This window comes from Streptomyces sp. H27-H1, assembly GCF_026627445.1.
Classification (GTDB): domain Bacteria; phylum Actinomycetota; class Actinomycetes; order Streptomycetales; family Streptomycetaceae; genus Streptomyces.
The window spans coordinates 117,532-134,308 of record NZ_JAPNLJ010000016.1; the positions used below are offsets into that span (position 1 = coordinate 117,532).

General features: G+C 73.3%; 14 protein-coding genes, 1 pseudogene and 1 riboswitch. Of the genes and pseudogenes, 10 read left to right on the forward strand and 5 right to left on the reverse strand.

Annotation, left to right across the window (positions count from 1 at the left end; translation table 11 throughout):
* Window positions 1-15 precede the first annotated feature (15 nt).
* From OTB20_RS19650 to OTB20_RS19665, 4 genes are all read left to right on the forward strand, one after another.
* A complete protein-coding gene (locus tag OTB20_RS19650) occupies window positions 16-2,892 on the forward strand; it encodes an ABC transporter permease subunit (RefSeq protein ID WP_267819206.1) in 2,877 nt (958 codons plus the stop codon).
* Window positions 2,889-3,662 (forward strand): ABC transporter ATP-binding protein, encoded by a 774-nt coding sequence (locus OTB20_RS19655; protein WP_267819208.1) that lies wholly within the window; start codon window positions 2,889-2,891, stop codon window positions 3,660-3,662. Before OTB20_RS19650 ends, OTB20_RS19655 begins: the two co-directional genes overlap by 4 nt.
* A 487-nt stretch (window positions 3,663-4,149) precedes the next feature.
* A complete protein-coding gene (locus OTB20_RS19660) occupies window positions 4,150-4,998 on the forward strand; it encodes an aldo/keto reductase (RefSeq protein ID WP_267819209.1) in 849 nt (282 codons plus the stop codon).
* Between the two features lie 7 nt (window positions 4,999-5,005).
* Window positions 5,006-5,434, forward strand: a complete 429-nt coding sequence (locus OTB20_RS19665; protein WP_267819211.1) for an RICIN domain-containing protein — start codon at window positions 5,006-5,008, stop codon at window positions 5,432-5,434.
* Window positions 5,435-5,464: 30 nt separating this feature from the next.
* Here OTB20_RS19665 and OTB20_RS19670 read toward each other — a convergent pair whose 3' ends face one another.
* Both OTB20_RS19670 and OTB20_RS19675 read right to left on the reverse strand, forming a co-directional pair.
* Entirely contained in the window at window positions 5,465-6,229 is a 765-nt protein-coding gene (locus tag OTB20_RS19670; protein WP_267819213.1) for a class I SAM-dependent methyltransferase, read from the reverse strand.
* A gap of 23 nt (window positions 6,230-6,252) precedes the next feature.
* Window positions 6,253-6,558, reverse strand: coding sequence for a 4a-hydroxytetrahydrobiopterin dehydratase (locus OTB20_RS19675; protein ID WP_267756724.1), 306 nt, complete (start codon window positions 6,556-6,558; stop codon window positions 6,253-6,255).
* Window positions 6,559-6,808: 250 nt separating this feature from the next.
* Between OTB20_RS19675 and OTB20_RS19680 the strand changes: the two genes are divergently transcribed.
* Both OTB20_RS19680 and OTB20_RS19685 read left to right on the forward strand, forming a co-directional pair.
* Window positions 6,809-8,569, forward strand: a complete 1,761-nt coding sequence (locus OTB20_RS19680; RefSeq protein ID WP_267819317.1) for a hydroxysqualene dehydroxylase — start codon at window positions 6,809-6,811, stop codon at window positions 8,567-8,569.
* A 23-nt stretch (window positions 8,570-8,592) separates the two neighbouring features.
* Window positions 8,593-9,387 carry a helix-turn-helix domain-containing protein gene (locus tag OTB20_RS19685; RefSeq protein ID WP_267819215.1) on the forward strand — a complete coding sequence of 265 codons (795 nt, stop codon included), beginning with the start codon at window positions 8,593-8,595 and terminating at the stop codon, window positions 9,385-9,387.
* Here the strand turns inward: OTB20_RS19685 and OTB20_RS19690 are convergent.
* Together OTB20_RS19690 and OTB20_RS19695 are read right to left on the reverse strand one after the other, a co-directional pair.
* A complete protein-coding gene (locus OTB20_RS19690; protein ID WP_267819216.1) occupies window positions 9,373-9,795 on the reverse strand; it encodes a hypothetical protein in 423 nt (140 codons plus the stop codon). The two genes, OTB20_RS19685 and OTB20_RS19690, sit on opposite strands and share 15 nt — an antisense overlap.
* A pseudogene (locus OTB20_RS19695) lies at window positions 9,768-10,415 on the reverse strand (phosphotransferase family protein); the annotation flags it as partial. The pseudogene OTB20_RS19695 and the gene OTB20_RS19690, both read right to left, overlap by 28 nt.
* Window positions 10,416-10,897: 482 nt before the next feature.
* Between OTB20_RS19695 and OTB20_RS19700 the strand changes: the two are divergent.
* From OTB20_RS19700 to OTB20_RS19715, 4 genes are all read left to right on the forward strand, one after another.
* Window positions 10,898-11,983 carry a hypothetical protein gene (locus OTB20_RS19700; protein ID WP_267819218.1) on the forward strand — a complete coding sequence of 362 codons (1,086 nt, stop codon included), beginning with the start codon at window positions 10,898-10,900 and terminating at the stop codon, window positions 11,981-11,983.
* Window positions 11,980-12,543: a toxin-antitoxin system, toxin component gene (locus OTB20_RS19705; protein WP_267819219.1), complete on the forward strand. Its 564-nt coding sequence runs from the start codon at window positions 11,980-11,982 to the stop codon at window positions 12,541-12,543. The genes OTB20_RS19700 and OTB20_RS19705 overlap by 4 nt, the downstream gene beginning before the upstream one ends.
* A gap of 154 nt (window positions 12,544-12,697) precedes the next feature.
* Complete coding sequence (locus tag OTB20_RS19710) at window positions 12,698-14,209, forward strand: FAD-dependent oxidoreductase (protein ID WP_267819220.1); 1,512 nt, start codon at window positions 12,698-12,700, stop codon at window positions 14,207-14,209.
* The gene (locus OTB20_RS19715; protein WP_267819221.1) at window positions 14,206-15,390 is read left to right on the forward strand and encodes an MAB_1171c family putative transporter; all 1,185 of its coding nucleotides are present in this window, start codon (window positions 14,206-14,208) and stop codon (window positions 15,388-15,390) included. Before OTB20_RS19710 ends, OTB20_RS19715 begins: the two co-directional genes overlap by 4 nt.
* Window positions 15,391-15,645: 255 nt before the next feature.
* Here OTB20_RS19715 and OTB20_RS19720 read toward each other — a convergent pair whose 3' ends face one another.
* Window positions 15,646-16,554 carry a bifunctional 5,10-methylenetetrahydrofolate dehydrogenase/5,10-methenyltetrahydrofolate cyclohydrolase gene (locus OTB20_RS19720; protein ID WP_267819222.1) on the reverse strand — a complete coding sequence of 303 codons (909 nt, stop codon included), beginning with the start codon at window positions 16,552-16,554 and terminating at the stop codon, window positions 15,646-15,648.
* Window positions 16,555-16,582: 28 nt separating this feature from the next.
* A riboswitch (ZMP/ZTP riboswitch) is annotated at window positions 16,583-16,676 on the reverse strand.
* Window positions 16,677-16,777 lie beyond the last annotated feature (101 nt).

Here is a 16,777-nt window from a genome sequence, read left to right on the forward strand (position 1 = left end):
GGTGCGGGAAACACGATGGGAGATCTGCTCGCCTTCGTACTGAGCGGTCTGGTGTCCGGCGCCCTGTACGCACTGCTCGCCACCGGGCTGGTGCTGTCGTACTCGGCGTCCGGCCTGTTCAACTTCGCCCACGGGGCCACCGCCTACCTGTGCGCCCTCACCTTCTACGAACTGCACTCCGGGCTCGGCTGGCCTGCCGTCCCGGCGGCGCTGCTGGTGGTCCTCGTACTGGCACCCGGGCTCGGATGGGCGCTGGACCGGCTGATGTTCCGACGGCTCGCCCAGGTCGGTGAGACGGCGCAGATCGTGGCCACCATCGGCCTGTTGGTGGCCCTGCCGGCGGCCGGGCTGTGGACGGTGGAACTCCTGACCGACGCGGGAGCGCCGCTCGAGCCGGCGGAGAACCAGTTCGGCCTGCCGGGGGTGGGGCCGAGCCCCGCGAAGTCCTGGCAGCTCACCGCCGACGTGGGCATCGACTCCGACCAGCTGATCACCTGGCTGGCCACGGCCGCGGTCGCCGTCGCCCTGTGGGTGCTGATGCGGCACACCCGGCTGGGGCTGCGGCTGCGGGCCGCCGTCGACAACCGCTCGCTCACCGAACTGCGCGGCATCGACGCCGACCGGCTGTCCTCCGTGGCGTGGATGATCGCCTCGGGACTGGCAGGGGTACTGGCGACTCCACTGCTGGGGCTGTCCGCGCACGATTTCACGCTGTTCCTGTTCGTGTCGGCCACGGCTGCCGTGATCGGCCGGTTCGCCTCCGTACCGCTCGCCTTCGCGGGCGGGCTGGGGCTGGGCGTACTGCAGAACCTGGTCGTCGGCTACGCGTCCTTCGCCGATTCCATCACCGGGTTCAGGACGGCCGTGCCCTTCCTGATCCTCTTCGGGGGACTGCTGGTGCTCACCCGGCGGGCCCGGGCCGCCGGGACCGCCACCGTGGACGTGGCCTCGCCGGACCACCTGGCCGGGGCCTCCTGGGGGCGGCGGTGGGGAATGTGGGCCGTGCTCGGAGCCGGCCTGTGCCTCGCCTTCTACACCGTGACCACGCCGTTCTGGAGTGGACTCCTCGCCCAAGGTCTCGCGCTGGCCCTGGTGTTCATGTCCTTCACCGTAGTCACCGGGCTCGGCGCGATGGTGTCCCTGGCCCAGGGCACCTTCGTCACGGCGGCCGCACTGGTCGCCGGACTGCTGATGAGCCGCGGCTGGCCGTTCTTCGCGGCGCTGGCGGTCGGCACGTGCGTGGCCGCCCTGCTGGGAGCCCTGGTCGCACTGCCCGCCCTACGGCTCGGCGGACGCTCCCTGGCGCTGGCGACGCTGGCACTGGCCTTCCTCGCGGACCAGGTGCTCTTCCAGATGCGGTGGCTGCGCAACGGGGACGCCGGCTGGTCCGTCCCGCGCCCCGTCCTCGGGCCCGTGGACCTGTCCGACGACCGGGCGCTCGGGGTGGCGCTGGTCCTGCTGGTCGCGGCCGTCGCCGCCGGGCTGAGCGCGCTGCGGAACTCCCCCTCCGGCCGGGCGATGCTCGCCGTACGGTCGGCTCCCGCGGCCGCGATGGCCTCCGGGGTGTCCGTGCTGCGGACGAAGCTGCTGCTGTTCACCCTGTCGGCGGGACTGGCCGGGTTCGGAGGCGTGATGTATGCCTCGTACAACACCCGCATCACGGCTACGGACTTCACGGCGATGACCGGACTGGTCTGGCTGGCCGTGGTCGTGGCGGCGGGGGTCCGGCGCCCGCAGTACGCAGTGGTGGCCGGGCTGGTCTTCGCCGTCGCCCCGAGACTCATGGCGGACTACGTGACGGAGTCGGCGCACCTGCCGGTGATCCTGTTCGGGCTGGCGGGGCTGGCGCTGGCCAATGACCCGGACGGGTATTGCGCGGCGGTGCCGGTGCGGATGGCGAAGCGACGGACGGCTTCGTCGGCCGGAGCCTCGGCCGGTGCCGGGACCTCGGCCGGAGGCGGTGCCTCAGCCGGGGCCGGAGCTGCGGCCGGAGCCGAGGTCGGAGCCTCGGCCGGGTCTGGAGCTGTGCCCTCGGGCGGAGCCGGTGGTTCGGGCGGAGCCGTGCCCCTGGCCGGGGCTGCCGGCGGAGTCGGTGCTTCGGCCGGGGCCGTTCCCGCGGCCAGGGCCGGCGGTGGGGGCGGGGTGGGGGAAAACCCCGCAGGGGCACCCCGAGGCGCCAGCATCGACTCCGCGCCCCGCGGGCCCGCGCTGGAGCTGTGTGGGGTCACCGCCGGGTATGACGGTGGGCTCGTGCTGCACGGGGTGGATCTGCTCGTGCGGAAGGGGGAGATCCTGGCGGTGCTCGGGCCCAACGGGGCCGGGAAGAGCACGGCGTGCCGGGTGGCGGCCGGGGCGTTGGCCGTTGCCGGCGGGACCGTTCGTGTCGGCGGCCGCGACGCCACCCGCGACGGGGCCGTGGGCCGCTCCCGCGCGGGGGTGCTGCTGGCGCCCGAGGGGCGGGGGATCTTCCCCTCGCTCAGCATCGAGGAGAACCTCGCCCTGTACCTCGGGGACGCGGACGAACGGGCCGCCGTCTACGACCGGTTCCCCCGGCTGCGCGAGCGTCGAGCGGTCCCCGCGGGGTCGTTGTCCGGCGGGGAGCAGCAGATGCTGGCCCTGGCACCGCTGTTGCAGAGGCCGCCCGGGGTGCTGATCGCGGACGAACCCTCGCTCGGGCTCGCTCCGCGCGTGGTGGACGAGGTGTACGGACTGCTCATGGAGCTCCGTGCCGCCGGTACCGCGCTACTGCTGGTGGAGGAGAAGGCGGCCGAGATCCTCGGAATCGCCGACACCGTCGCCTACCTCGCGCAGGGCCGGGTCTCCTGGTGCGGCCCGCGCTCCGAGGTGGAGGCGGACCGGCTGACCGAGGCCTATCTGGGGATGGCGACATGAGCCGCAACGGTGAGCGCGTGCTGGAGGCGTCCGGGATCAGCGTCCGCTTCGGCGGGGTCAAGGCACTGACCGGGGTCGACCTCGGGATCCGGGCCGGCGAGGTGTGCGGGCTGATCGGGCCGAACGGGGCCGGGAAGACCACCCTGTTCGACGTTCTGTCCGGGATCCGTCGCCCCGACCAGGGGCGGATGCTGCTCGACGGAGTGGACATCACCCGCCGCTCCCCCGTCTGGCGGGCCCGGCACGGCATGCGCCGGACCTTTCAGCGCCAGCAGCTGTTCGGGCAGCTCAGCGTCGCGGACAACGTCCTGGTCGCGCAGGAGTGGCGGGGCGGGGGCGGCGGTTTCGCCGCCGATCTGGTCGCCTCGCCGACCCGGCGCCGCCGGGAGCGGGAGCGGCGGGAGCGGGCCGCGCGGGTGCTGGCCGACTGCGGCATCGGCGCGCTCGGGGACTCGTACGCAGGCGGTCTGCCGGTGGGGCGGGCCCGGATGGTCGAGCTGGCCCGCGCCGTGGCCGACCCGCCCCGGGTGCTGCTCCTGGACGAGCCCGCTTCGGGCATGTCCGCGCCCGAACGCGAGCAGTTGGCGGCGGTCGTGCGCCGGCTCGCGGAGGAGGGCTGCGCGGTGCTGCTGGTCGAGCACAACGTCGCCTTCGTGATGGACCTCTGCACCCGGGTGGTCGTCCTGGACCTGGGAACCGTGCTCGCCGAGGGCACGGCCGCCGAGGTACGGGCCAACGCGCTGGTCCGGGAGGCATACCTGGGGGCGTAGGGCCTGTCCTCCGTATCCGGCGGAGCGTTCCGGCCAGGAGAAGCGGACGCGGTGGTCCGGGCCACCGATCCTTCCGTCAGCGGTGAACCCCCCGCAGCCCGTGCCGCACGCAGGGGCTGCGGCCGAGCATGCCGGTCCCGCTGCCCCCTCCTTGCACCTGTCACCGACAGGCGGGTCCGCCGCCCTCGCGCCGGCCGGGGCCAGCGCGGCGTGCAACTGCAGCCGCCGCAGGGCGGGCGGGGCACGGCGGCGCCGGCCAGGACCGTGGAGGCCGTGGGCCCCGCCGACGCAACGCATTGGCGTACCGGCAGGCCGACGGGGGACCGCCCTCCCGTCCACTCCCGTCCCCGCCCGTTCCCGGCGTGCCGATTCACTCGTACGGCGGGAATAGGCCAGGCGGGAGTCCGGTTGTCGCCGGTCGTACGGACAGCAGCGCCCGTACCGGCAGTCAGCACTCGCACAGCGACGACCAGAGGGAACGACCGACGTGAACCAGGTCCCCGGGATCAAGCTCAACAACGGCACGCTCATGCCCCAGCTCGGGTACGGCGTCTGGCAAGTTCCGGACGCCGAGGCGGAGCAGGCCGTCCGGACCGCGTTGGAGGCGGGTTACCGCAGCATCGACACGGCCGCCATCTACGGCAACGAGGAGGGAACCGGCAAGGCCATCGCCACCGCCGGGGTACCGCGCGAGGAGCTCTTCGTCACCACCAAGCTGTGGAACGGGAAGTCCGAGACCTGGGGCCGGGACAACGTGCTGCGTGAGTTCGACGCCTCGCTCGCCAAGCTCGGCCTCGAAGAGGTCGACCTGTACCTGATCCACTGGCCGCGTCCGATGCGCGAGGACTTCGTGGCCATCTGGAAGGCCTTCGAGGAGATCGCCGTGAGCGGCCGTGCCAAGGCCGTCGGCGTGTCCAACTTCCGCCCGGCCGACCTGGAGCGGCTCGGCGCCGAGAGCTCCCTGGTCCCGGCCGTGAACCAGATCGAGCTGCACCCGCTGCTTCCCCAGACCGAGCTGCGCGCCCTGCACGCGCGCCTGGGCATCGCCACCGAGGCCTGGTCCCCGCTGGGTCAGGGCAAGGAGCTCCTCACCCTGCCCGCCGTCACCGCGATCGCGCAGAAGCACGGCCGCTCGGCGGCGCAGGTGGTGCTGCGCTGGCACCTGCAGCTCGGCAACGTCGTGATCCCCAAGTCCGTCACCCCCGCGCGGGTCCGGGAGAACCTGGACGTCTTCGGCTTCGAGCTGGACGCCGCCGACATCGCCGCGCTGGACGCCCTGGGCGCGGACGGGGCGGGCCGCCGGATCGGTCCCGACCCGGCCGAGTTCGACTTCTGAGCCCCGGATGACAGGTACGAGTGCGCCCGACGGCGTGTACCGGATCCGCAATGCCGCGAGCGGGCTGCTGCTCCAGGTCGAGAGCGGCAACCGGGTCGGTGTCGGGCCGGACGGCGAGCCTGCCGGGGCCCGGCGGTGGGAGATCACTCCGGTGCACAGCGGCGGCGGGATCTTCCACCTGGTCAGCGTCCACAACGGCAAGCGGCTCGATGTCGCGAACGCGTCGACCGAGAGCGGTACCCGGGTCCAGGTCTGGAAGGCGAACGCCTTCGGGGCGCAGGAGTGGGTGGTGGAGGAGCACCTCGACGACCCCGGCGTGGTCTCGCTGATCGCGGCCATCAGCGGTCTGCCGCTGGAGGCGGACGCGGAGGGCCGGGCCCGTCAGTGCGAGGACACCGACTCCCCCGCGCAGTGGTGGCGGCTGGAGCCCGTCTGACGGGCGGGGCGGGGGCCCCTGCCCGGCCCGTCAGTCCCGTACGAAGCCGCGCAGCCGGTACGTGGGCTCCGCGCGCGGGGTGTCCGGTCCGGGCAGGAGTTCCAGCCGGTCCACGAGCTCGCGCGGGGTGATCCCGCGCGGGTGGACCCGGGAGGCGTACCGCCCGGCGAGCAGCGCGGCAGCCGCCCCGAGCGGGGTGCGGCCCTGGCCGTGGCCGGTGAACAGGGCTTCGCCGGCGGGGTGCAGGCCAGCCCCGGCAGCGTGGGCGGTGACGGATTGCGCGGAGTCGGCGGGGGTGGCGGTGAGGTGCTCGGCGAGCACCTCGTCGATATCGCTGCCGACGTCGTGCGCGGAGTCCTTGTCGACGGTGGTGACGAACACCCCGCCGGGCCGCAGCACCCGCCCGGCCTCGGAGATCACGGCGGCCACCAGGCCCGGGGAGCGCAGCAGGTGCAGCAGCCAGACGGCGCTGACCGCGTCGAGCGAGCCCGAGCGGACCGGGAGCCGGGCCCCGGAGGCGAGGAGCACCGGGATCCCCCGGGAGCGCGCCATGGCGGCCATCCCGTAGGAGGTGTCCGCGCCGAAGACGTGCAGCCCGGGGCGGGCAGCGGCGATGCGGGTGGTGACGATGCCCGTGCCGCAGCCGAGGTCGAGCAGGGTGGCGGCGGCCGGCGGGAGCAGGCCGAGGACCGCCGCGGCGGCGGCCTCGGCGCGCGGTGTCCCGCCGCGGGTGGCGTCGTAGGCCTCGGCTTCGGCGTCGTAGTCGAGGAGCGGTTTCTGCGGCGGCGTGGGCACGGGTATCGGTGGTACTTCCGGTATCAGGCGGCGCCGTGGGCGGGGGCCAGGGATTCGACGCGCTCGGCGAGGGTGAAGTCGGCGGCGGTGACGGAGTCCGCGGCGTCGTGGGTGTTCACGGAGAGGCGGACGGTGTTGTAGCCGAGGGTGAGGTCGGAGTGGTGGTTCAACTCCTCCTGCACGCTGGCGATGTGGGCGACCAGCGCGCTCGCCGCGAAGTGGCTGCCCAGCCGGTAGGTGCGGATGATGCGGTCGTCCTCGAAGGCCCAGCCGGGAAGTTCCCGCAGCCGGTCCTCGATCTCCTTCTGCGAAAGCGGCTCTCTCGACATCCGCAGGCTCCTTCCCCGTACGCGACTGCCCGATTGATCTGACGTGAGGTCAAGGTTCGCACAGCCAGGGCCGGAGGGAAGGTTTCGCGCCATAGTGCGTGCGGGTGCTTCCGCGCCTTCCGTGGCCACCGCGCCGCCCCTATGCTCCTGCGCCGGACGTGACTGTTACCGCCGGTAATAGCCGAGCGGTGCAGCCGGGCATCGAGGGAGCATCATCGTGACGCGCACAGGAAACTCCAGGCGCACCTTCATGGCGGGGGCCGCCGCCACCGCGGGCGCGTTATCGGCTGCCGGGAGCCTCCCGGCCGCGGCCGCCACCGCACCCGCCGCCGGACCGGTCGCGGCCGGGCAGCCCGGCCGCGTGGCCGTCCTCGGCGGCGGGGTCGCCGGCCTCACCGCCGCGCACGAGCTGGCCGAACGCGGCTACGCCGTCACCGTCTACGAGCGCCGGGCACTCGGCGGCAAGGCCCGCAGCATGGACGTGCCCGGCAGCGCCCGGGGCGGCCGCCGCCCGCTCCCCGCCGAACACGGCTTCCGCTTCATCCCGGGGATTTACCACAACCTGCCGGACACCATGCGGCGCATCCCCTTCCCCGGCAACGCGAACGGGGTCTGGGACAACCTGACCGCCCCGCGCGAGATGATGTTCGCCCGGTCGGCGGGACGCGAGGACCTGCGCGCCCCCATCCCCTGGCCGGACCACTCCCCCGCCGAGCTGACCCCCGACGAGCTGCGCCGGGCCCTCACCGGCATCCTCCAGTCGCTGGTCCGCCTGCCGCTCCACGAGACGGCGTACTTCGTCGACCGTGCCCTGGTCTTCCTGACCAGTTGCGACGAGCGGCGCGACGAGCAGTGGGAGCGCACCCCGTGGTGGGAGTTCACCCGGGCCGCGCGGATGTCGAGCGAGTACCAGCGGATCCTCGCCATCGGCATCACCCGCAACATCGTGGCCACCAAGGCCGAGGAGGCCTCGACCCGTACCGTCGGCACGCTCGGCGAGGCCTTCGTGTTCAACCTGCTGGGGCGTGGCGCCGACGGCCCGCCGGACCGGATCCTGAACCTGCCCACCAACGAGGCGTGGATCGACCCGTGGGAGACCCATCTGCGTTCGCTGGGCGTGGAGTTCAAGATCGGGTGGACGGTGCGCGAGGTCCGGTACGGGGACGGCCGCGTCAGCGGGGTCCTCATCGAGGACCCGGCCGGAGCCGTCCAGAGCGTCACCGCCGACCACTACGTCAGCGCACTGCCCGTCGAACACGCCCGCCGCACCTGGAGCCCGGCGCTGCGCGCCGCCGATCCGATGCTCGGGCGGTGCGACCTGCTGCAGACCGACTGGATGACCGGCATCCAGTTCTACCTGACCGAGCGCGCCCCCCTCGTGCACGGCCACTTCAACTGCATCGACTCGCCCTGGTCGCTGACGGCGATCCAGCAGGCCGAGCACTGGCCCGCACGGGACTTCCCCGCCTCCTACGGGGACGGTACGGCCGTGGACTGCCTGTCGGTGGACATCTCCGAATGGGACAAGCCGGGGATCCTCTACGGGAAGACGGCCAAGCAGTGCACCCGCGAGGAGATCGCCCGTGAGGTCTGGGCGCAGCTGAAGGCCTCACTGAACGACACCGGGAAGACCCCGCTGTCGGACGGGAAGCTGCACTCGTGGTACCTGGACCCGGGGGTGGACGGCACCGGCACTCCGCATCCGACCAACCAGGACCAGCTGCTGATCCACCCGACCGGAACCTTCCACAACCGGCCGAGCGCCGGCACCCGGATCCCGAACTTCTTCCTCAGCGGGGACTACGTGTCCGTCGACATCGACCTCGCGACGATGGAGGGGGCCAACGCCTCGGCGAGAGCTGCGGTCAACTCCCTGCTGGACAGGGACGGTTCGAAGGCCTCGCGGTGTGCGGTGACACCGCGGTACCGGGCCCCGGAGGTGGAGACCCTGAAGCGGCACGACCTGTGGCGCTACCGTCTCGGCCTGCGGAACGCCTTCGACCTGGGCTGACCCGGCTGGGCTAACGTCATGGCATGACAGCTGCGACGGTGGGCGCCCTGCTGCGCGTGTGGCGGGAGCGGCGCGGGCTCAGCCAGCTCGAGCTGGCGGGCCGCGCCGACTCCTCCTCCCGGCACATCAGCTTCGTGGAGACGGGCCGGTCCCGGCCGAGCGAGGAGATGGTGCTGCGGCTCGCGGACCATCTGGACGTTCCGGTCCGCGACCGCAACGCCCTTCTGCTGGCGGCGGGTTACGCGCCCCGGTACGCCCACACCCCGCTGGACGACCCCTCGATGGAGGTGCTGCGCGAGGGGCTGGAGCGGCTACTGACCGGCTACGAGCCGTATCCGGCCCTGGTGGTGGACTCCGCGTACGACGTGGTGGCCGCCAACCGGGGCGTCCTGATGCTGATGGAGGGGCTGCCGGAGCACCTGCTCACCGGCCCCCTCAACGCGATGCGGCTGACCCTGCATCCGGAGGGCCTCGCCCCCCGGATCCACAACCTGCGTGCGTGGCGAGGCCACTTGCTGGCCCAGATGGAGCGGCAGATCGCACTGGCCCGTTCGGAGCCGCTGCGCGCGCTGTACGAGGAGGTGGCGGCCTATCCCGTGCCGGAGCGGCCGCGCGACGGGGACGACGAGCCGGACGAGGCCGTCCCGTACATCGCGCTCCCGTTGCGGATCGAGCACGACGGGCACCTGCTCTCCTTCGTGTCCTCCATCTCCACCTTCAACACCCCCATGGACGTGACGGTCGCCGAGTTGGCCATCGAGACCCTCCTGCCGGCCGACCCGGCTACGGCGAAGTACCTGCGGTCACTGTCGTCCTGAGCCCTCGCGCAGCGCGAGCTGCTGGAGGAGGGCGAAGGAGGCGACGACGGCGGCCTGCACCACGATCCACACCGCACCGGCGGTGGTGGGCGTGAACCAGACGACGAGCGCGACGAGACTGAGCGCGGCCCAGGCGTAGTTGGCTTCGATGACGAACCGGACCGGGAGGGCCGGGGGCTGCCGGCGCGAGGCGAGCAGGCCGACGCCGGCACCGTACAGCGCCAGGAACACCCCCAGCCCCAGCAGCAGCCCCTGACCGACGCCGAGCAGCCGGCCGAGGGGCGCGGAGAGCGCGGCGTAGGCGAGCCCGTTGCCGGTGGTGACCACGGAGTCGAGGGCGAGGAACCGGCGCAGGGCCGTGCGCGGGGCGGCGGTACGGGCTACGGCGGTGAACAGGGCTGCGGACATGGCGGATCAGCCTCCATCGAGGGTCGAACGTGCTGGTGGAGTACGGATGACCCGGGCCCCGGAGCCGAGTGCGCGGCCCCGGAACCCGATGGCTCCACTGTGCAGCCGGGGCCCGCGCCGGGTCGATTACCTCTGGGGTAATGGCCGAGGCCGTAGCCGGCGGACTCGTGAATGCGCGCCAGCAGGTCCTCCTCGGCGTCGCGCGCTCCCGGGCCGTACATGTCGAACAGCGCTGCCGTGAGCCCGGCCTCGAAGGCCGGGTCGCCGGCGGTGGAGAGGAAACCCCAGTCCAGGACCGCGACGGGCCGGCCGTCCGCGTCGACCATGACGTTCTCCGGGACGAGGTCGCCGTGCACGGCGCGCACCGGGGTCTGGGGCAGTCGTTGCAGTCGCAGTCGTGCCTGTTCGTACTTGGCGTCGAAGTCGGTCACCGCGGCCCGGAGTTGAGGCCGGAACCGCGAGACCTTCCGGTCCATGAGTCCGGTCAGGGCCCGGGCCCAACCGTTGCCCTCCTCGGACCACAGGGCGGAGTCCTCGTCCACGACCGCCAGGCGACGGGCGGCGGGGCCGACCTCGATCTCCCGCAGGACGGCCAGTACGTCCAGCATCTGCGCCCCGGCGGAACCACGCCTTGCCCATCCGGCCGTCTCCGAGGTCGTACACGGCCCCTTCCATGCCCTGGCCCAACGGCTTCACGATCGGGAAGCCGCGTTCCTGGAAGTAGTGCTTGATCTGCGCGGTCACTGGCGAATCCTCCTGTTGCCGGGTCCTGGGCCGGATGAGCCGGACGCCGGACGGCGAAGTCGGCGCGGCTGGTCCGTCGCAGAACCCTCTATACGCCGCCTCTACCAGGCCTGTCAGCGTGTCGGCGCGCCGGGTTCGTCGAGGTGCCGGCCGGCAGGCAGACAGGTTCTTCCCGGCACCTCTCCGGGGCGCTTGTCGCCTCGGCCGTCAGGGGCGCCCTACCACATGTGGCCCCCACCTTCTTTGAGTTGGACGGAAGGAAAGGTGGGGGCGCTTCCCTGCCGCCACGGATCAGGGGGATAGGCTTCACGCAGAGCAACCACATCGAACCTTCTCTCTACTGACGGAGAAACGCCCGGTGCGAGCCGCCGACCGATCCGACCTCACCGCGGCCTGGGCCCGTACCGCGGCGTCGGCGGAGCGGCACGGGCAGGACCCGGCACACGTGCTCGGCGCGGAGCGGCTCAGCCGCCTGTCCGGGGTCGAACCCGACCGCGTCGCGGCCGTGTTGGCGGGCACCGCCGCCGAGCTGCCGCTGTGCGACCGGGTGCACCGGCGCTTCCTGCGGCTGCGCGCCACCCGGCGGGCCAGACACGGCAGGGAGTGGCCGCTCGCCGCGATAGCCGAGGACTTCGACGCCCCCGGCGCCTCCCTCGGCCCGCTCAACGCGGGCACCGGACTGCCCCGGCTGGGCCACGCGGCCGGCGTACAGCGGTTCTTCGGGGTCTACGCCGGATTCCTGCTCGCCGACAGCAAGAGCGCCGTGGAACACGCCCTGGCCACCACCGGTCCCGGGCCCGGGCACCGGGCGGACGGCGCCGCGGACGACCTCGAGCGCCTCTCGTACCTCACGGGCATCACCCAGGAGCACATCCGGCTGACCCTTGACGGCCGTCCGCCCCGACTCCCGCTGAAGGAACAGGTGCGCAGCCGGTTCGAGCACTTGCGCCGCACCCGCCCACGGGAGGACGGGCAGCCCCACTCCCTGTCCGCCATCGCGGGTTCCTTCGACGCTTCGGGCCAGTCGCTGACCCGCCTCGCCCAGGGCGAAGGGCTCCCCAACCTGGCGGCGGCCGCGGGGATCCAGCGGTTCTACGGCGTCGAGGGCGGCTTCCTGCTGGCCGAGGACGCCGAGGCGCTCGCCGTCGCCCTCGCCGGGATCGAGCGCGAACTGGAATCGGCGCAGAGGCCCGCCGAGAACCCGATGCTCGCCGTGATGCGGGCGCACGACGTACGCGGCATCGTGACCCGGGCGGGCCGGCTCTCGCCGGCCGGCTGGAAGTCACTGGCTGACCATCTTGACGAACTGCTGGCGCGGGAAGGCCAGTTGGGGCATGCGTCGGCGCCCTCCCCACAGCCCGCGGACGGCCGGGCAGCCGCCGTCCGGCCCGGTGGCGACGAGGGCACCGACCATTCAGGAACCGCCGAGGGGGAAGCGCGATGAGGACCACACGGGCCATGCGGAGGCTCGGTGACGATCTGCGGACGGCCGCGTGCCTGACGCCGCCGGCCGGGGCCGCCGAGATCATCGGGAGCCTCTGCACCGCCTACGGGCGCGTCCGCGGCGGGCGCCGGGTCGAGTTCCGGTTCGCCACTTTCCCTCCCGACACCGCCAGCGGACTGTGGCTCGGGATGGAGGACCGCGACCTCCTCGTCATCGAGGAGCGCACCCGGCCCGAACACCAGCTCGTCATCGCCTGCCACGAGCTGTGGCACGTGGACGAGGGCACCTGCGGCAGCCACGGCCCCGGCATGACCGTCGCCGCCCGGCTCACGGGCCCCCAGGGCAGCCTCGCCGACCTGCTGAGGTCCGACTGCGGGCTGAGCTCCGTCGTCCGGCAGGCCGCCGCCCGCGCCGACCGGGAGGATCCGGCGGAGATCCGCGCGGAGACCTTCGGACTGCACCTCGGCAAGATCCTCCAGACATTCCTTCCGGCACCCCGGGAAGAGCAGGTCCCCGAAGCCATCGAACGGATCAAGAGCTCGCTCGGCTGGGGACGTTGAGCGCGGGCCCGACGACCACACAGGCGGCCACGCCCGTCGGCCACACAGGCGGCCACGCCCGTCGGCAACACCGGCGGCCGACCGCCGCCCTGCCCGCCGACGCCCTTCTTCCGCCGATGAACCTTCACACGGCCCTGACAGAGAGCACCACACGATGACCCACTCCTCCCCGCCCACCGCCCGGCCACGGCACGCCGTCGTCATCGGCGGCAGCCTGTCCGGCCTGCTCGCCGCAGCCGTCCTCGCCGAGCACGCGACGGTCACGATCATCGAAGCGGACACCCTGCCGGACGGCCCCGAACCTCGCCGCGGACTGCCTCAGGCCCAGCACACCCACCTGCTGTGGTCGGGCGGCGCACGCGCCGTCGAGGAGATCCTGCCGGGCATCACCGACGCCTGGACGGCCGCCGGTGCCTTCCGCCGCAGCCTCCCCACCGACCTGGTCTCCAAGACCGCCCGGGGCTGGCTGCCGCGCCACGACGAGATGCAGTTCACCATCTCCTGCAGCCGTGACCTCCTGGACTCGGTGGTCCGCTCCCGCGTCGTCGGGCTGCCCGGGGTCACCGTCCTCCAGCAGAGCCGGGTCCGGGGCCTGGAGGGCAGCGCCGCCCGCATCACCGGGGTCCGGGCGAACACCGCCGGCGAGGAGAACCGCCTGATCACCGCCGATCTCGTGGTCGACGCGAGCGGCCGCGGCTCCCGCGCCCGCGGCTGGCTGGAGGCACTCGGCGTGAGCGGCCTCGAGGAAGCCCGAGTGGACTCCGGGCTCGTCTGCGCGACCCGCGTCTTCGAGGCCCCGGAGGGAGCCCACACCCTGGGCTTCCCCATCGTCGACGTCCAGTCCGACCCCCGGGCGCCCGTACCCGGCCAGAGCGCGACGATCGTCCCGATCGAGAACGGCCGCTGGCAGGCCACCCTGGCCGGCACCCGGGGCGGCCGGCCCACCGCCGACCCCCAGGCCTTCATCCCGTTCGCCAAGGGGGTGCGCGACCCCCTCGTCGGCGAACTCCTCGAAGGCAGGAAGCCGCTCACCGACGTCGCCGTCACCCAGTGCACCGCCAACCGCCGGATCTTCTACGAGAAGGCTGAAATCCCCGACGGCTTCTTCGCCGTCGGAGACTCGGTAGCCACCTTCAGCCCGCTCCACGGACAGGGCATGACGGTCGCGGCCCGGGCGCTGCTGGCCGTCCGTGCGCTGCTGCGCGAGAAGGGCCTCGCCCACCCGGGCGTCGGCCGTGAGGCGCAGCGGGCCATCGCCCCTCAGGTGACCGTCGCCTGGGAGTTCGCCACCTCGCAGGACATCCGGTACCCGGGCGCCACGGGCACCAGGCCGCGCCCCTGGGCCGGGCTGCTCAACGGGTACGTCGAACGCCTGATGGCCGGTGCCACCACGAGGGCCCCGCTCACCGCCGCCCGGCTCCAGGGCGTCACCGTGAACCGGGCACCCACGTACTGGATCCGCCCCGGCGTGCTCCGCAAGGTGCTGCGCGCTTGTGGCCGGCGTGCTTGTCGCCGAGGCGCCCTGGAGGCCGCGCCGCTGACCGCCGCCGAGCGGACGGTCGCGGGCCTGGACCAGGCCGGGCCGACCGGCCTCGGCGGTCCCCTGGGCCCTGTCGGACCCGTCGACGCCGTCGAGCCCGTCGACCCTGTCGGACAGGCGCGATGATCGAAGCCCTCGTCCTCTACGTGCCGGGCGCGGTGATCGTCGGGGCGCTGATCGTCAAGGCCCCGACGTTGAGGCGGAGGTGGGAGCAGCCCCTGATGCGGGCCGTGTGCACCCTCCTCGTCGGGGGCGCGCTCTCCGTGTTCCTGTCGGCGCCGCCGACCATCGTCGTCGTCAACCGGCTGACCGGGGTCGTCAACTTCTCGGCTCCCCTGGTGTACGGCCTGATCACCGTCTTCTCCGGCGCCTGTGTCGTCCTGATCCTGCACTGGAGCGGCACCCCGACCCCGGGTGTGCGCCGGGCCACCCGCCTGACCATGGCCGCGTACGGCACCGTGGCGGTGGCGATCGTCGCCCTGTTCGCGCGGGGCGAGGCGCCGGTCGAGCGGGTGCGGGACCTGGACACGTACTACGCCAACACGCCCTGGCTGCGCGAGATGATCATCTGCTATCTGTCGGCGCACACGGTGAGCAGCATCGCGCTCACCGTGCTGTGCTGGAAGTGGCTGCGCCGGCTGGACCCCTCGATGCGGCCGCTGCGCACGGGACTGGCCGTCCTCATGCTGGGAGGGGCGTTCGGCCTGGGCTTCCTCGCCGCGAAGTGGACCGCGATGGGCGCGCGTTGGAGCGGCGGAAACCTGGACCACCTGTCCACGTACGCGGCGCCCCCGCTCGGCGCCACCGCGGCCCTGCTGGTGGGCATCGGGTTCATCGTGCCGCTGGTCGGCGGTTCGGCGCCCTGGCAGGACTACTGCCGCTACCGGCGGCTGCGGCCGCTCTGGGCGGCGCTGCGCGGGTTCTCCCCGTGCGGGATGCGGCCCGTGCCGCTGACCTGGTGGTCACCGGTGGGGATCCGGCTGATCCACCGCGAATCGGTGATCGACGACGGCATCCTGGCGCTCGTCCACTGGTTCGACCCCGCCGTGCGCGAGGAGGCGTACGGTACCGCGCGCGCTCAGGGCCGGTCCGAGGAGGAGGCCGCCCTGGTGGCGGACGCGGCCATGCTGGCGGCGGCCTGCCGGCGCCGGACGGCGGCCGACGGGGCGGCCGCCCACGCGGACGACGACGCCCCGGGCTGCCCCGGCCCGTACCCCCTGGACTCCCGCCCGCTGACGGAGCTGGCCCGCGCGTTCCAGACCTCCCCCATCGTGGCCCGGGCCCGCGACCAGGCCACGCACGCCTGACTCCGGGCCCCTCGCGGCCTCCCGCTGCCCCTGGGCCGCACAGGCCTGCCCCAGGGGCCCTCGCAGGGCCCTGGGGCAGGCGCCCCCGTCTCGGGTCAGGCCAGGCCTCTGCATATCCATCGAAGCGTTCACATTTTCATTGGAACGCCATGCCCTTCGGCCGGGATCGGCCTTTCGGCCCGTTACCGGAAGGAACGGAGCGCCCCGGGCCCAGGGCCCGGGGCGTTCGTCGTGGCGTGGGGTGCGGGGCCCTGGTCAGAGGTCCGCGAGGACCAGGCCGGCCTGCGCGGCGGCGGCCTGGACGGTCTGCTCCAGCAGTACCGCGATGGTCATCGGGCCGACGCCGCCCGGTACCGGGGTGATCAGCGAGGCGCGGGCGGCGGCCGACTCGAAGTGGACGTCGCCGACGTTGCCCTCGTTGTAGCCGGCGTCCAGGACCACGGCGCCCGGCTTGATGTCCTCGCCCCGGATGAACTCGGCCTTGCCGACGGCGGCGACCAGTACGTCCGCCTGGCGCACGATGGACGGCAGGTCCACGGTGCGGGAGTGGCAGTAGGTGACGGTGGCGTTCTGCTCCAGCAGCAGCATTCCGGCGGGCTTGCCGAGGATCGCGCTGCGTCCGACGACCACGGCGTGCTTGCCGGTCAGGTCCACCTCGTAGGCCTCGAGCAGGCGCATGATGCCGCCGGGGGTGCAGGAGACGAAGCCCGGCAGTCCGAAGCCCATGGCGGCGAAGGAGTGCATGGTGACCCCGTCGACATCCTTGCCCGGTGCGATGGCCTCGAAGGCGGCGCGCTCGTCGATGTGGTGCGGAACGGGGTGCTGGAGCAGGATGCCGCTGATCTCCGGGTCCTCGGACAGCGCGGTCAGGGCGGCGACGAGCTCCTCGGTGGTCGTCGCGGCCGGCAGCTCCACGTGGCGGGAGGTGATCCCGGCCCTGGCGCAACGGTTCTGCTTCATGCGGACGTAGGTGACGGACGCGGGGTCCTCGCCGACCAGCACGGTCGCCAGACAGGGCGCGGTGCCCGTGCGCGCGGTGATCTTCGCGGCCTGGTCGGCGGTCCGCTCCGAGATGCGGCGGGCGAGGGCCGTGCCGTCCATCAGCCGGGCGGTGCGCTCCGGCTGGTCGGCGGGGGCGCCGGAAACGGTCGGGGCAGTCGTCATGGGGTCTCCTGAGCGTCGCTGCGGGATCGCGGTTCGCCCAGGCGCGCGGCAGTCGACGTACGGGAGTACGCCGGGCCGCTCCCCGGTGGTGATCCACCCGAACGCCAGTCACGGCCCGCCGCCCAGTGTAGGCGAACCCCCGGGAAGTCCGGCGTGGGCCCCGGGGAGTCCGGCGTGGGCCCCGGGGCCGGCAATCCGGTGGATGACCGGCGCCGCAGCTGGG

Coding starts and splice junctions, on each gene's coding strand:
- OTB20_RS19685 (WP_267819215.1), top strand. CDS start 8,593: ATGACAGCTGCGACGGTGGGCGCCCTGCTGCGCGTGTGGCGGGAGCGG.
- OTB20_RS19710 (WP_267819220.1), top strand. CDS start 12,698: ATGACCCACTCCTCCCCGCCCACCGCCCGGCCACGGCACGCCGTCGTC.
- OTB20_RS19650 (WP_267819206.1), top strand. CDS start 16: ATGGGAGATCTGCTCGCCTTCGTACTGAGCGGTCTGGTGTCCGGCGCC.
- OTB20_RS19655 (WP_267819208.1), top strand. CDS start 2,889: ATGAGCCGCAACGGTGAGCGCGTGCTGGAGGCGTCCGGGATCAGCGTC.
- OTB20_RS19715 (WP_267819221.1), top strand. CDS start 14,206: ATGATCGAAGCCCTCGTCCTCTACGTGCCGGGCGCGGTGATCGTCGGG.
- OTB20_RS19675 (WP_267756724.1), bottom strand. CDS start 6,558: ATGTCGAGAGAGCCGCTTTCGCAGAAGGAGATCGAGGACCGGCTGCGG.
- OTB20_RS19665 (WP_267819211.1), top strand. CDS start 5,006: ATGACAGGTACGAGTGCGCCCGACGGCGTGTACCGGATCCGCAATGCC.
- OTB20_RS19705 (WP_267819219.1), top strand. CDS start 11,980: ATGAGGACCACACGGGCCATGCGGAGGCTCGGTGACGATCTGCGGACG.
- OTB20_RS19720 (WP_267819222.1), bottom strand. CDS start 16,554: ATGACGACTGCCCCGACCGTTTCCGGCGCCCCCGCCGACCAGCCGGAG.
- OTB20_RS19680 (WP_267819317.1), top strand. CDS start 6,809: ATGGCGGGGGCCGCCGCCACCGCGGGCGCGTTATCGGCTGCCGGGAGC.
- OTB20_RS19690 (WP_267819216.1), bottom strand. CDS start 9,795: ATGTCCGCAGCCCTGTTCACCGCCGTAGCCCGTACCGCCGCCCCGCGC.